Consider the following 14,204-nt stretch of genomic DNA (forward strand, 5'->3'; position numbering starts at 1 on the left):
GTGTGCTCCGCTTTTTTATGTCCTATCCCACCAATTCCTGCGCATAAGCGTACAGTGCTTTGAGCTGCGCCATCTTCTCTTTATCGTCTTCATGAAGCTGATACAGATCGCTGAGTTCTGACAGGTAAGACTGCAATCGTTCCGGCGTAAATACCGCACGCCGATGTTGCAGCCAGCGCTGCTGTTCGCGGTCATCCAGCGTGCCGGGGAAATTGCGGGCACGATAGCGGAAAAATAGCGGTTCCAGCCGATTATCGGCAAACGTGAGATCCAACGCGGGGAGATTCTGCGGCGCGGTTTCCTGAATAATTTTCATCGCCATACGGTCGGCATCGCCAAAGAAGCCATCATAAAGCCGTAAATCAACATCATCAGACGCGACAAATGCGGGGGCTTCGGCAAACAGCTCGACCACTTTTTCCCTAACGCTCGCGTCGTTGCGCAGCAGCGCCAGATTATCCAGGCAACGTTGACGGTCGATGCCCAATCTTTCCGCGTCTTCGGGCCGTAAAGTGTTGGCAGGTGCTAATACTGGACATTTATTGATGTGCACCAGCTTGAGTGGAACCGCGCTCTGATCGGCTTCAAGCGCATCCCGACGGGTATATAACCGTTCACGCAATGTCTCGCTGTCCAATTCCAACAGCGGTGTCATATCCCCCGCCAGATCGCACATGATGACCGCATTACGGTTGTCCGGGTGCCAGGCGAGCGGTACAACCCAACTGGTGTTGCTTCTCGCTGCACCAAACATGCCGGAAACGTGAACAAGCGGTTTCATTTGCGGAATATCGATCAGCGCGGAAATTTTATTTTTATTACGCAGTAGGAACAGATACTCAAATAGCTTGGGTTGCGCCTGCTTAAATAGTTTCGCCATCGCGATGGTGGCATAAACGTCGGACATCGCATCATGCGCCTGCTCGTGCGCAATGCCGTTTGCTTTCGTCAGGTGCTCAAGACGGAAACTGGGTAGACCGTCATCATTTTCTGGCCAGACGATGCCTTCTGGCCGCAAGGCATAGCAGGCGCGTAACGCATCCAGTAAATCCCAGCGAGAATTGCCGTTTTGCCAGCTGTAAGCGTAAGGATCGTAGAAGTTACGATAGAAAATATTGCGGCTGACTTCATCATCAAAGCGAATGTTGTTATAGCCCATAATACAGGTGCCGGGTACGCTGAACGCGTCGTGGATTTGACGGGCGAACTCCGCTTCATTCACGCCTTTGGCCAGCGCGGCCTGCGGGGTAATGCCCGTAATCATTACCGCTTCCGGTTCCGGCAGGTAATCATCGGCCGGACGGCAATAAATAACCAACGGCTCGCCGATAATATTGAAATCCATATCGGTTCGGACACCTGCAAACTGCGCCGGGCGATCGCGCGCGGGATGTTTGCCAAATGTCTCGTAGTCGTGGATGAAAAAAGTGGGTTGTGTTTTATCGGCCATATATGCAGTTAGCTACGTCTACGCGCTGAGCCTGTAGTCGGGCAAAACAGGCTGGAAAATGACAAGGATACCATTGAATCGACTTTTCTGCGGCGCTTTCCTGATTTGCATCACTTCCCTGACTTACATCAATAGGAGGGTAGACATAATCGCTAGGCATGAGTGTGTCCATTCGGTTACAATTTTCGCTCTAATGCGAATGATAATTAAATTCGATGATTAGTGAAATTATCTCAATGCTTAATTCCGATAAAGGAGAAAAGAATGCGGTTTCCCTCGATGATAAAAATGACGCTGCTGGCTTCCGCGTTAGTGGTCGCTGGCTGCGATCAGTCAGATTCAGCACCTACGGCAAGCAACACCGTTACAATCGAACATACAAAAGGTGTGACGCAGGTTCCAGTGAATCCGAAAAAAGTCATCGTGTTTGATACCGCCATTCTGGATACGTTGACCGCGTTGAACATTGATATTGCCGGCGTGCCACAGGGCGATGCAAAAATATTTCCCGATGTCTTAGCCCAATATAAAGATAGCAAGTACCTGAATGCAGGCACGCTGTTTGAACCTAACTATGAAGCGATTAGCAGTGCAGCACCTGATTTAATCATTGGTGGTGGCCGTGCTCGCGACGCGTATGACAAATTGAATGCGATCGCCCCGACGATTGCCTTAGATATCGACGATCATCAATTTATGACCAGCTTTACGCAGCGCGTCGAACAACTGGGTGAAATTTTTAGCAAGCAAGACGAAGCGAAAGCCAAACTGGATGACTTTAAACAGCGCATTGCTCAAACGCATGAAAAAGCCGATAAAGCAGGTACGGCGTTGTTAGTGATGGTGACAGGCGGAAAAATGTCGGCATATGGCCCGAAATCTCGTTTCGGCTTTGTGTTTGATGAATTGGGATTTAAACCGGCAACGGAATTCCCTGATTCGGGTCGCCACGGTAATGTCGTGACGTCCGAACTGCTGTTGAGCGCTAACCCAGATTGGCTGTTTGTTTTCGATCGTGACAGCGCCATTGGCAACCAGAAGGAAGGCCAGTCAGCAAAACAGGTTCTGGATAACCCATTGGTGAATAAAACCAATGCCTGGCAGAATAACCGTGTGATTTACCTTGACTCCTCTTCGATTTACATCGCGGGTGGGCTGCAAAGCTATCTGCGTCTGATCGACGATGTTAATAAAGCCCTTGATGCCAAACCCTAAAGCAGCGTCGTGACTTCGGTAATGAAAGCGTTTTATTTTTCAACGGGTATCATCTTCATGTTGGGGATGATTACCACCAGCCTGTTTGTTGGGGCAGGGCAAGTCACGTTTGATGCGGTCTGGACCGACCCAATGATGCGTGACATTTTCTTTATCAGCCGTGTTCCACGCACGCTGGCACTGCTCTTGGCTGGGAGTGCCATGAGCGTCGCCGGGTTGATCATGCAATTGCTTACGCAGAACCGCTTTGTCGAACCTTCGCTGGCTGGTACCACCCAGTCTGCGGGGTTTGGCCTACTGGTTGTGATGGTGATTGCGCCCTCAGCTTCCCTGATGGTGAAAATGGTCGTTGCCAGCGTCTTTGCGATGGTTGGCACGTTACTGTTTATGATGCTGTTGCGGCGTATTGTCCTCAAATCAGCGCTGGTTGTACCGCTGGTTGGGATCATGCTGGGGTCGGTAATCGGTGCGGTGACCACATTCGGCGCAATGCATTATGACCTGTTGCAGTCGCTTGGCAGTTGGGAAGCAGGAGATTTTTCTGGCATTTTACAAGGGCGATATGAACTGCTCTGGCTGGTGGGAGGACTCACGTTATTGGCATGTTGGACAGCAGATCGCTTTACCGTTGCTGGGATGGGACGTGAGTTTTCTGTCAATGTCGGCCTGAACTATCGAAAGGTTATGCTGCTGGGGCTGTCCATCATTGCGGTGATTAGCGGCGTCGTTGTCGTTGTCGTGGGCGCATTGCCGTTTCTGGGGCTGATCGTGCCGAACCTCATCAGTATGCTGATGGGCGATAACGTACGAAAAACTATCCCTTGGGTCTGTTTGCTTGGCGGTGGTCTCGTGCTGTTGTGCGATATCATTGGCCGTGTGGTGCGTTATCCGTTTGAGATCCCGGTGAGTGTTATTCTGGGTGTGATTGGTGCCGTCGTGTTCCTTCTCCTGTTGTTGAGTCAGAAACGTCATGTCAGTTAATGAATTCAAAGTTGATACCCACACTGCCGCTGCGCCCGTGGTGCGTAGCACGTTACCTTATCGGCGTTTGTGGTGGTTGAGTGCGCTGGCATTAGCGGCAATCGTGGTGTTCATGACCATTAATCTGGGCGGTAACCTGCGCTACATCCTTATACACCGTAGTTTGATTTTATCCACGATGGTGTTGGTGGCGTTTGCGGCTGGTGTGTCAACGGTACTGTTCCAGACGGTGACCAATAATCGCATTCTCACGCCCTCTATCATGGGGTTTGAGGCGCTGTTTGTCCTGCTGCAAACTGCGGTTCTGTTCTTCTTTGGGGTGCAAGGTATTACGGCGGTCGGTGTCAGCGGTAAGTTTATCCTCGAAGCGTTGCTGCTGGTGCTGTTTTCCTCACTACTCTATCGTGGCCTGTTTACCGGGCGTCACAGTAACCTGCATCTGGTTCTGCTGGTTGGCATCATTTGCGGAACATTGTTTCGCAGCGCCTCCAGCCTGATGCAACGCCTCCTGACACCCAGTGAGTTTGCGGTACTGCAAGGCCGAATGTTTGCCACCTTCACCCGTGCAGCGCCGGAACTGATTGCGCTGTCTGCTGTGATCATACTGATTGTTGCCTTGTACGTGTGGCGTTTGCGTTTCCAACTGGATGTGCTTGCGCTGGGGAAAAACACGGCGATTAATCTGGGCATCGCGTACAAACGTCATGTGACAGTGGTGCTGTTGTTGGTGTCAGTGCTCGTTGCTATTTCGACGGCGCTGGTGGGGCCGTTAACCTTTTTAGGATTTATGGTGGCGAATTTAGCCTATCTGATAGCCGGTTCCAGTCAGCATCGCATTTTGCTGCCTACTGCGTTTTTACTTGGCATTATCGCATTAGTCGGAGGGCAACTGATTCTGGAACATCTGTTGGGTATGGCAGGGGCGCTATCTGTGGTGCTCGAGTTTATCGGTGGATCGCTGTTTATTGTGTTGCTACTGAAAAAGGTTTCCGTGTGATTGAGATCAGCAATGTAACTAAAACGTATAATAACGTGACGGTATTGAATAATGTCACGGCGACGGTGCCCCGCGGTGGCGTCACGTCGATTATTGGCCCGAATGGCGCGGGAAAGTCGACACTATTGTCCATCATCAGCCGCCTGCTGGATGCGGATCAAGGGCAGGTAAAAGTTAACGGCATGGATGTCATGACAACGCCAAGCGATAAGCTGGCAACATGCTTGTCCGTTCTACGGCAGGAAAATCAGTTTACCAGCCGCCTAACGGTAGCAGAATTGGTAGGCTTCGGACGCTATCCCTACACCAAAGGGCGGCTGAACGCGGATGACCAAGAACGCATTAGTGCCGCGCTGGCTTTCCTCAACTTGACTGAGCTGAAAGATCGTTTTCTAGATGAGCTTTCCGGTGGCCAGCGGCAGCGGGCCTATGTTGCGATGGTGCTGTGTCAGGATACGGAGTATGTGTTACTGGATGAGCCGCTGAATAATCTGGATATGAAGCACGCCGTGGCGATGATGAAGCAGATTCGCCGTGCGGCCGATGAGCTAGGTAAAACCATCGTACTGGTTATCCACGATATCAACTTTGCTTCCGCCTATTCGGACTACATTATTGCTATGCGCAAAGGGCAGATTATCTACACGGGAAAACCGAAAGACATCATGGTATCCGACGTGCTGGAAGACATTTTCGATACAGAAGTCGCTATTGAAGAGGTTCATAATCAGCGCATCGCGGTATATTACCGCTAAATACCCGTCATACTTCAAGCCGCATGTACGTTGTCAATACTCGGCTCATATTTGAGCCTCGCCCTAAAGGGCCGCCGCAAGCGACGTTCAAATTGACTAAGTCAATTTGTCCTTACTCGCCCCAGTCGCTTACTTGAGTCAGCTCCTGGGGACTCTTGCGGTTGCCGCCTGCATGCAACTCGAATTATTTAGGGTATGGTTTGGTGACAGAGTATCCGCTTGGCGATGTGTTAGCGCAAAGGGCGTAAGCACTGCTTGAAAGACGTCGGGTAGAACCTGTATGGTGAATGCATAAAGAATTTATGTATGACTTGAGGTAAGGGCAAAAGATGGATAAGGACACTAAGCCATGTTTCCAGGATGTGCTGGAATTCGTGCGCATGTTTCGTCGTAAAAACAAGCTTCAACGTGAAATCGTCGACAACGAAAAGAAAATTCGTGATAACCAGAAGCGTGTTCTGCTGCTGGACAACCTGAGCGAATATCTTAAACCTGGCATGTCCATTGAGGACGTGCAAAATATCATCGCCAACATGCGCGGTGATTATGAAGACCGCGTTGACGACTACATCATCAAAAACGCCGATCTGTCGAAAGAGCGTCGTGAATTGTCTAAAAAGCTGAAAGCGATGGGCGAAGTTAAGTAACCTAACGCCCCGTTTTTACTATGAAAGGATCGCTTCGGCGATCCTTTTTCTTTTGATTTTTACTCGCCGGATTATTTACTTCTTTCTGTTCGACCCGTTTTCAGTCAATGGTAATTGCATTGCACGCCGGAAAGACTGGAATCCAGCTCGCGTGAAGAATGCTATTTTTTGCAACTTAACCGCTTTTTTGCGAGACGTTTCCCCACCCGAATTTTCCGTTCTGTTGCGTTAACCTGAGTTGCTGCAACATCCCAGAACGAACCGCAGGAAGAGAGGGAATGCTGTGTTATGGCAAAGGACGATGTCGGTCAATGGCCTGGCTTGGGCTGGCGTACTAGGTATATTACCGCTACTTTTTTTACCGCAGATTCCAGCGCAAACGCCGCTGTGGTGGGGCGGTGGTCTGTCCCTTTGTGTGATATTGGTAGGACATCGCTACGCGTGGATATGCTTTGTGGCGATTGTTGCCACAAGTTTTTGCTGGGCCTCGTTGAATGCTCAAACCCTGCTATTGCAAATCGAACGCTTCACACAGGATTCGGTTAGCACCGTCGTCACCATAAGCAGTATACGTTTCAGTGAACATGATGATGCTTGGGTCACGGTGAGGTTGGAAAAAGTGAATCAGCGTTGGGTCTTCCCCCCAGTGTATGCACAACTGATCTTATCTCCTGAGATGAAAAACTGGTGCGGTGGACAACGCTGGGTAATCACGGCCAATTTTCGACCCATACATAGTCGCTTAAATGAAGGCGGTTTTGATAGTCAGCGCTGGGCAGTGGCTAAACGACAACCGCTATCGGGTCGTGTGCTCGCTGCACATGTGGTTGATGGCCGTTGTGATCTTCGTCAGCGTACGATCGCAAAGGCAGAACAGCAGGTACAGGGATTACCTTGGCGTTCTATTTTACTGGCGTTGACGTTTGGTGAGATGAAAACGGTGAGCCCTGAGCTCAAAACGCTACTTCAGAATACCGGAACGATGCACCTAATGGCGATTTCCGGCCTTCATATTGTGCTTGCTGGCCTGTTTGGTTGGGTAATCGTGCGAGCGTTGCAGTATGGCTTCCCTGTGCGATGGATTGGCTATCGTCTCCCACTATTGACGAGCATCATGGTTGCTTGGGGATATGTCTGGCTGGCTGGGGGAAACCCACCGGCGGTGCGTTCTGCATTAGCACTTAGCGTATGGGTTGGCCTAAAAATGCGGGGTGTTAACTGTTCAGCCTGGCAGGTTTGGCTATGGTGTATCGCATTGATTCTGGTCAGCGATCCACTAAGCGCGTTATCAGACAGTTTTTGGCTATCTTGTCTTGCGGTGGCCTCGCTGATTTTTTGGTTTCAATGGGCGCCACTTTCCCATCGGTTACAGACTCAGCGACGGTGGTTCTGGCTACGATGGCTTCATCTGCAAACGGGGATCACACTGTTATTGATGCCCTTGCAGTTGCATATTTTCCACGGTTTTAGCATTACCTCTCTGCCCGCCAACCTTTGGGCTGTGCCTTTAGTCACCTTTGTTACCACGCCGCTTATTCTATTGGCATTGAGCACGATTACGTTCTCACCACTGAGCGAAAGGCTTTGGCAACTGGCGGATATTTCACTGCAAGTAGTATTTGCACCGTTGATGTATCTACAGACGGGATGGGTTTATCTTGATGCGTCGCTGCTACTCGTGAGTGTTGTGGGGTGGGGCGCAGTTGTGATTTGGCGCTTTAGCTGGTGGCGACACTATCCCATGAACGTTTGCGCTCTGATTGTTATTTTATTGGTTTTTCGCATAAAAAATGATGAACCGGAGTGGCGTGTGGACATGTTGGACGTTGGCCATGGTTTGGCAGTCGTGATCGAACAACGTGGGAAGGCGGTGTTGTACGATACGGGAAACCGCTGGGAGGGGGGAGATATGGCAACGCGAGAAATTTTACCCTACCTGCGGTGGCGTGGCGTCGATGTGGAAAAAATCATTCTGAGCCACAGCCATATGGATCACATCGGTGGTCTGGAAACGTTACTGGCCGCTTATCCTGACGCCGCGATCTATAGCGCTATCAACACGGTGAATCATCGTTCTTGCCTACGTGGCGAACGTTGGCGCTGGCAAAATCTCACGTTTACCGTGCTGTGGCCACTCGCGCTCGTCGAAAGGGCGGAAAATAATGATTCCTGTGTTATCCGCGTTGATGATGGTAAAAACAGTGTTCTACTGACGGGCGATTTGGAGTCGGATGCGGAAAAAGCACTGGTGAGAGTAGAACGCAGTGCGTTGCGTGCGAATTTGTTACAAATCCCCCATCATGGCAGTAAAACCTCTTCATCCCCTCCCTTTATTCGAGCGGTTAGCGCCGACGTTGTGATGGCGTCGGCGGCGCGTTATAACCCGTGGCGACTGCCTTCAGTAAAAATTGTTGAGCGATATCGGCAATATGGCTACTCATGGCTGGATACTGCATCATCTGGTCAACTAAGCGCTCGTTTTTTCAGCGATTCGTGGCGTATTCTGCGGTTCAGGGATCACATATCGCCTCGTTGGTATCATCAGTGGTTTGGCGTCGGGCGGTATAATGAGTAAAATGGTCGGCTATTTCTTCCCGATTCAGGTTCACTACATGCTGAATGATAAAGATCTCTCCACCTGGCAGACCTTTCGCCGCCTATGGCCGATGATCTCTCCTTTTAAGGCAGGGCTTGCTGCTGCTGCAATCGCACTCATTATTAATGCAGCTGGCGATACATTAATGCTCTCTCTGCTTAAACCCTTGCTGGATGAAGGATTCGGTAAGGCGGAACGTTCAGTATTGCTCTGGATGCCACTGGTTGTTATTGGGTTGATGTTAGTGAGGGGGCTATCAGGCTTTGTCTCCAGCTATTGCGTTGCCTGGGTTTCCGGCAAAGTGGTGATGAATATGCGCCGCCGCCTTTTTTCCCACATTATGGGGATGCCGGTCGCGTTTTTCGACCAGCAGTCGACAGGGACGCTGTTATCCCGTATCACCTATGATTCTGAGCAGGTTGCGGCTTCGTCATCTGGCGCGTTGATTACCGTCGTCAGAGAAGGCGCGTCAATCATTGGCCTGTTTATTCTGATGTTCTACTACAGCTGGCAATTGTCCATCATCCTGATTGTGATTGCGCCGATTGTGTCGATCGCTATGCGTCTGGTGTCCAAACGGTTCCGTAATATCAGTAAAAACATGCAGGATACAATGGGGCACGTCACCACCAGCACGGAGCAAATGCTTAAAGGGCATAAAGAAGTGCTAATGTTTGGCGGTCAGGAAGTTGAAACCAAACGTTTCGATCAGGTCAGCAACCGGATGCGTCAGCAGGGCATGAAGATGGTATCCGCTTCTTCAATTTCCGATCCTATCATTCAGTTGATCGCGTCGCTGGCGCTGGCGTTTGTCTTGTATGCTGCCAGTTTCCCTAGCGTGATGGAGACATTGACTGCCGGGACGATCACGGTGGTGTTCTCTTCCATGATCGCGCTGATGCGTCCGTTAAAGTCACTAACTAACGTGAATGCCCAGTTCCAGCGCGGGATGGCCGCGTGCCAAACATTGTTCGCCATCCTAGACATGGAGCAGGAGCGTGATACTGGCAAATTGGAAATCGAACGAGCGAAAGGTGACCTCGAATTCCGTCAGGTTAATTTCGCTTACCCGGGAAGAGAAAATCTGGCGCTGAAAAATATCAATCTGCATGTCCCCGTTGGTAAAACGGTGGCATTGGTTGGTCGCTCTGGTTCAGGTAAATCGACAATTGCTAGTTTGATCACACGTTTTTACGATATTCAGTCTGGTGAGATTTTACTTGATGGCCATGACTTGCGCGAATATCGCTTGTCTTCCTTGCGTAATCAGGTGGCGTTGGTTTCTCAGAATGTGCACCTATTTAACGATACGATAGCGAACAATATCGCCTATGCCCGTAATGAGCACTATAGCCGTGAGGAAATTGAGCGTGCGGCGAAAATGGCATATGCGACCGATTTCATCAACAAGATGGAAAATGGCCTGGACACGGTTATTGGTGAAAATGGTGTGATGCTCTCAGGCGGTCAACGCCAACGTATCGCGATTGCTCGTGCGCTACTGCGCGATAGCCCGATCCTGATATTGGATGAGGCTACGTCGGCGTTGGACACCGAATCTGAACGCGCGATTCAGGCAGCGTTAGATGAGTTGCAGAAAGATCGTACTGCTCTGGTGATTGCGCACCGTCTTTCCACGATTGAAAAAGCAGATGAAATTCTGGTGGTTGAAGATGGCAGAATCATTGAACGCGGTAACCATGCTGCGTTGTTAGCGACGAACGGCGCCTATGCCCAGTTGCATAGAATGCAGTTTGGCGAATGATTGAGCGTATTTGGTCCGGGCAGTCGCGGCTCTATTGGCTGTTACTGCCGCTTGCGTGGCTATACGGACTCATCACTTTTCTGATCCGCCAGAGCTATCGGCTAGGGTGGCGGAAAAGCTGGCGATCTCCCGTTCCTGTCGTGGTCGTGGGAAATTTGACGGCTGGCGGCAATGGGAAAACACCGGTAGTCATTTGGCTCGTCGAACGACTGCAACACAGAGGTTACCGTGTTGGTGTGGTGTCACGTGGTTACGGTGGAAAAGCGGAGCGCTATCCACTACTGCTAGATGAGTCGGTGACGACGGTACAGGCAGGTGATGAGCCAGTGTTGATTTTCCAACGTACAGGTGCGCCTGTTGCGGTTGCCCCCCAACGCCGGGATGCCGTGAAGGCATTATTGGCTTGCCACACGTTAGATGTGGTGATTACTGACGATGGGTTACAGCACTATGCGTTGGCAAGAGATATCGAACTGGTTGTGATTGACGGGATGCGGCGTTTTGGCAACGGTTGGTGGCTACCGGCTGGGCCGATGCGGGAACGAGAAAGTCGTCTGGCATCGGTGGATGCCGTCATTGTTAACGGTGGCACTCCGCGAACAAATGAGATAGGAATGACATTAACGGCGGGGATGGCAGTTAACTTATTGTCAGGTGAATCCCGCCCGCTTAGCCTATTGCGTGATGTGGTTGCGATGGCGGGTATCGGACACCCCCCGCGTTTTTTTGCTACGTTGCGTGATGCGGGCGTCAGCATTGTGCGTGAAGTCGCTTTTGCCGATCATCAAGCGTACCAGTCAGAACAGCTTGAATCGTTGACTCAAGATGCGCTTCAGCCGCTGCTGATGACGGAAAAAGATGCCGTAAAATGCAGGTCGTTCGCTAAAGATAACTGGTGGTATTTGCCCGTTGATGCGGTGTTAGCTGAGCCTGATGACTCACAATTACTTGATAAAATTGAACGTGTTATTAACCGTAATGCCCGGCAAAAAGTGAATTAATCTGTTGCCACGGCTTTAACTATCCCTGTAGGTAACACACCTCATTAGATCGTTGCTATAGCGATAAAGAACATGTCGGTCATCGATCGGCCAAAGATGGAGGAAGCATGGATCACCGTTTACTTGAGATTGTTGCCTGTCCTGTTTGTAATGGTCGGCTGTACTTTAATAAAGAGAAACTGGAATTGATATGCAAGGTCGATGGTTTGGCCTACCCAGTTCGTGATGGTATCCCCGTGCTACTGGAAAACGAAGCGCGTAAACTTGGGGCTGACGAGACAGCACAATGACTTTTACTGTGATTATCCCTGCGCGTTTTGCGTCAAGTCGACTGCCTGGGAAACCGCTCGCGGACATCAACGGCAAACCGATGGTCGTCCATGTGATGGAGCGGGCGCTGGAGTCGGGGGCGCAGCGCGTTATCGTGGCTACCGATCATCCCGATGTTGAGATTGCCGTGCGACAAGCTGGTGGTGAAGTCTGTCTGACCCGCGCCGATCATAATTCTGGCACAGAACGTCTGGCTGAAGTCATCGAGCAGTACGGCTTTGCCGATGATGACATCATCGTTAACGTTCAGGGCGATGAGCCACTTATTCCTTCCGTGATTATTCATCAGGTGGCAGAAAATCTCGCAGCAAGTAAAGCGGGAATGGCAACGCTGGCAGTGCCGATTGAAACCAGCGAAGAAGCATTCAATCCAAATGCGGTAAAAGTGGTTACCGACGCTAAGGGATACGCGCTGTATTTTTCTCGTGCGACAATTCCCTGGGACAGAGAACGTTTTGCTCAGTCTAAAGAAACCATTGGCGATCATTTCCTGCGTCATATTGGTATCTATGCTTACCGAGCTGGCTTTGTGCGACGCTATGTCACCTGGGCACCAAGCCAGCTAGAGCAAATCGAATTGCTGGAGCAACTGCGTGTGCTGTGGTACGGCGAGAAGATCCATGTGGCTGTTGCCAAAGCCGTTCCCAGCGTCGGTGTGGATACACCGGAAGATCTAGCCCGTGTGCGACAAATTATGGGTAGACAGTAAAAACCGTCACACTAACCAGCGATAAGCACGTCATGGGGAGCCTATCCTTATCGGAATAGACTTTACCCATGACGTTTTTCTTTATGCAATATTTTATCTTTTAAATTATTTAGCAATTATTTAGATAAGTATTCTTAAAAAATCCAAAATCATACAGCGCTGTTTTATTTTTGCAGGTAATTAATTTTCATTTTGAATTTACGCGCTGCGAGTGAAACTTTTATTTTTATATTTAAATGCTACTATCAATTTGCCATGTTTTCGCATGGCATTTTCTTTATTTCAACTAAGGATGGTAATAATATGAATGCTAAACGTTATATCGCAAAAATTTTCCTCGGCGGTATGTTAATGGGGGCTGCGGCTGGCAGTAGCGCGGCGGTTTATTACATGGCCCCCAACGGCAATGACGCGAATAATGGTACTAAGAACTCCCCTTGGAAAACGATCGATCGTGCACAGAAGACATTAAACCCTGGTGACCGCTTGTGGATACGCGGTGGTAAGTACGTGTTCACCAAAGGGCTGAACGTCTGTGCTACTCGTACCGATGTAGTTAATGCGATTACGCTGAGTAAGAGCGGTACAGAAGGTAAGCGTATTGAGTATTGGGCGTCTAGCGGAGAAGTCCCGATTTTTGATTTCAGCCAGATGCAAGATGATTGCCGGGTCAAAGGGTTTAACGTTGTTGCCGATTGGGTTTCCGTTAAAGGGCTGGAAATAACTGGCGTACCACAACGTAATAACCTTAACCATGAATCTTGGGGCGTGTGGATTAGAGGCAGTAATAATATATTCGAGCAGTTGAATATCCATCATATTATGGGTACAGGTTTGTTCATCCAGCGTGGGGGAAATAACCTGGTATTAAACAGTGACTCTCACCATAACTATGATCCACTGACATCTAATGGCGCTGGTCAAAGCGGGGACGGTTTTGGTGCGCATATCCCGGCGAATCAGCCTGGTAATATTTTCCGCGGTTGCCGGGCATGGTCAAATTCGGATGATGGTTTTGATTTAATTAATGCCTATTCTCCTGTGCTGATTGAAAACTCCTGGGCCTGGTCGCATGGTTATTTGCCGGGGACCACACAATCACTGGCTGCGGGTAACGGTAATGGTTTTAAAATCGGTGGTTATGGTGGCGTTTATGTGGCAAATGCGGTGAAACATACCGTGCGTAACTCGGTGGCGTTTTTAAATAAGGCGGCTGGTTTTTATGCTAATCACCATCCGGTAGCGAACGATTTCTTCAATAACACTGGCTATAAAAATAATCCTAATTTTAATATCCGCGGCATTGATGCAAATGGAAAAGCCATTGGGTTGGGTACGCTGCGCAACAATGTGTCTCACGGTGGTAAAGACTTGTCGTTCTCCGATGGCGCGAACATGCGCTATAACTCGTGGGATCTGAAGATTGCGGTATCAGATGCTGACTTCGAGAGCGTATCCGTGACCGGATGGGATGCGCCACGTCAGGCGGACGGCAGCTTGCCCGTATTGAAGAGCCTGCGTCTTGCGGCGGGGAGCGCGTTAATCAACAAGGGGGGAGATGTCAAACTGCCTTACAAAGGGTCAGCGCCAGATCTGGGGGCTTTTGAACGCGAATAGTGGTGAAATGTTAATACACTAGCCAGCCATTCACGGTATTCCCTGCTGACAGGCAGGGGATATCGCTGCAATAACGTTGCCAGAGCGTTCTTCCTGCTGTGTCCCCAACATGAAGTATGACGAGTATATTTGATCTGCGTT

At 50.0% G+C, this 14,204-nt stretch carries 12 protein-coding genes; 11 read left to right on the forward strand and 1 reads right to left on the reverse strand.

Annotated features, from left to right (window positions below):
• Window positions 1-22: 22 nt before the first annotated feature.
• Complete coding sequence (gene sbcB / locus E2566_RS09360) at window positions 23-1,450, reverse strand: exodeoxyribonuclease I (protein WP_107168264.1); 1,428 nt, start codon at window positions 1,448-1,450, stop codon at window positions 23-25.
• Window positions 1,451-1,714: 264 nt separating this feature from the next.
• On the opposite strand from sbcB, the gene E2566_RS09365 reads away from it, so the two are divergent.
• The 11 genes from E2566_RS09365 to pelN all read left to right on the forward strand — a co-directional run bounded on the left by E2566_RS09365 (window position 1,715) and on the right by pelN (window position 14,063).
• Window positions 1,715-2,665, forward strand: coding sequence for a siderophore ABC transporter substrate-binding protein (locus E2566_RS09365; protein WP_107168263.1), 951 nt, complete (start codon window positions 1,715-1,717; stop codon window positions 2,663-2,665).
• A gap of 21 nt (window positions 2,666-2,686) precedes the next feature.
• On the forward strand, window positions 2,687-3,646 hold the full coding sequence (locus tag E2566_RS09370; RefSeq protein ID WP_107168262.1) for an ABC transporter permease: 960 nt from the start codon (window positions 2,687-2,689) through the stop codon (window positions 3,644-3,646).
• On the forward strand, window positions 3,636-4,643 hold the full coding sequence (locus E2566_RS09375) for an iron chelate uptake ABC transporter family permease subunit (RefSeq protein ID WP_107168261.1): 1,008 nt from the start codon (window positions 3,636-3,638) through the stop codon (window positions 4,641-4,643). Before E2566_RS09370 ends, E2566_RS09375 begins: the two co-directional genes overlap by 11 nt.
• Entirely contained in the window at window positions 4,640-5,398 is a 759-nt protein-coding gene (locus tag E2566_RS09380) for an iron ABC transporter ATP-binding protein (RefSeq protein WP_107168260.1), read from the forward strand. Before E2566_RS09375 ends, E2566_RS09380 begins: the two co-directional genes overlap by 4 nt.
• Before the next feature lie 329 nt (window positions 5,399-5,727).
• On the forward strand, window positions 5,728-6,045 hold the full coding sequence (gene tmaR, locus E2566_RS09385; protein WP_005967626.1) for a PTS system regulator TmaR: 318 nt from the start codon (window positions 5,728-5,730) through the stop codon (window positions 6,043-6,045).
• A gap of 301 nt (window positions 6,046-6,346) precedes the next feature.
• Window positions 6,347-8,620 (forward strand): ComEC family protein, encoded by a 2,274-nt coding sequence (locus tag E2566_RS09390; protein WP_107168259.1) that lies wholly within the window; start codon window positions 6,347-6,349, stop codon window positions 8,618-8,620.
• Between the two features lie 37 nt (window positions 8,621-8,657).
• The gene (gene msbA / locus E2566_RS09395; RefSeq protein ID WP_107168268.1) at window positions 8,658-10,406 is read left to right on the forward strand and encodes a lipid A ABC transporter ATP-binding protein/permease MsbA; all 1,749 of its coding nucleotides are present in this window, start codon (window positions 8,658-8,660) and stop codon (window positions 10,404-10,406) included.
• Window positions 10,403-11,407, forward strand: a complete 1,005-nt coding sequence (gene lpxK / locus E2566_RS09400; RefSeq protein ID WP_107168258.1) for a tetraacyldisaccharide 4'-kinase — start codon at window positions 10,403-10,405, stop codon at window positions 11,405-11,407. Before msbA ends, lpxK begins: the two co-directional genes overlap by 4 nt.
• A 107-nt stretch (window positions 11,408-11,514) precedes the next feature.
• Window positions 11,515-11,697, forward strand: coding sequence for a Trm112 family protein (locus E2566_RS09405; RefSeq protein WP_107168257.1), 183 nt, complete (start codon window positions 11,515-11,517; stop codon window positions 11,695-11,697).
• A complete protein-coding gene (gene kdsB, locus E2566_RS09410; RefSeq protein WP_107168256.1) occupies window positions 11,694-12,446 on the forward strand; it encodes a 3-deoxy-manno-octulosonate cytidylyltransferase in 753 nt (250 codons plus the stop codon). The genes E2566_RS09405 and kdsB overlap by 4 nt, the downstream gene beginning before the upstream one ends.
• A 303-nt stretch (window positions 12,447-12,749) precedes the next feature.
• Complete coding sequence (gene pelN, locus E2566_RS09415) at window positions 12,750-14,063, forward strand: pectate lyase PelN (protein WP_107168255.1); 1,314 nt, start codon at window positions 12,750-12,752, stop codon at window positions 14,061-14,063.
• Window positions 14,064-14,204 lie beyond the last annotated feature (141 nt).

The sequence above is a fragment of the Pectobacterium punjabense genome, from assembly GCF_012427845.1.
Lineage (GTDB): Bacteria > Pseudomonadota > Gammaproteobacteria > Enterobacterales > Enterobacteriaceae > Pectobacterium > Pectobacterium punjabense.

What these genes read in the sequence shown, in the direction of transcription:
- pelN (WP_107168255.1), top strand. Translation starts at nt 12,750, where the DNA reads ATGAATGCTAAACGTTATATCGCAAAAATTTTCCTCGGCGGTATGTTA.
- E2566_RS09375 (WP_107168261.1), top strand. Translation starts at nt 3,636, where the DNA reads ATGTCAGTTAATGAATTCAAAGTTGATACCCACACTGCCGCTGCGCCC.
- E2566_RS09370 (WP_107168262.1), top strand. Translation starts at nt 2,687, where the DNA reads ATGAAAGCGTTTTATTTTTCAACGGGTATCATCTTCATGTTGGGGATG.
- E2566_RS09390 (WP_107168259.1), top strand. Translation starts at nt 6,347, where the DNA reads ATGTCGGTCAATGGCCTGGCTTGGGCTGGCGTACTAGGTATATTACCG.
- lpxK (WP_107168258.1), top strand. Translation starts at nt 10,403, where the DNA reads ATGATTGAGCGTATTTGGTCCGGGCAGTCGCGGCTCTATTGGCTGTTA.
- msbA (WP_107168268.1), top strand. Translation starts at nt 8,658, where the DNA reads ATGCTGAATGATAAAGATCTCTCCACCTGGCAGACCTTTCGCCGCCTA.
- tmaR (WP_005967626.1), top strand. Translation starts at nt 5,728, where the DNA reads ATGGATAAGGACACTAAGCCATGTTTCCAGGATGTGCTGGAATTCGTG.
- sbcB (WP_107168264.1), bottom strand. Translation starts at nt 1,450, where the DNA reads ATGGCCGATAAAACACAACCCACTTTTTTCATCCACGACTACGAGACA.
- kdsB (WP_107168256.1), top strand. Translation starts at nt 11,694, where the DNA reads ATGACTTTTACTGTGATTATCCCTGCGCGTTTTGCGTCAAGTCGACTG.
- E2566_RS09405 (WP_107168257.1), top strand. Translation starts at nt 11,515, where the DNA reads ATGGATCACCGTTTACTTGAGATTGTTGCCTGTCCTGTTTGTAATGGT.
- E2566_RS09365 (WP_107168263.1), top strand. Translation starts at nt 1,715, where the DNA reads ATGCGGTTTCCCTCGATGATAAAAATGACGCTGCTGGCTTCCGCGTTA.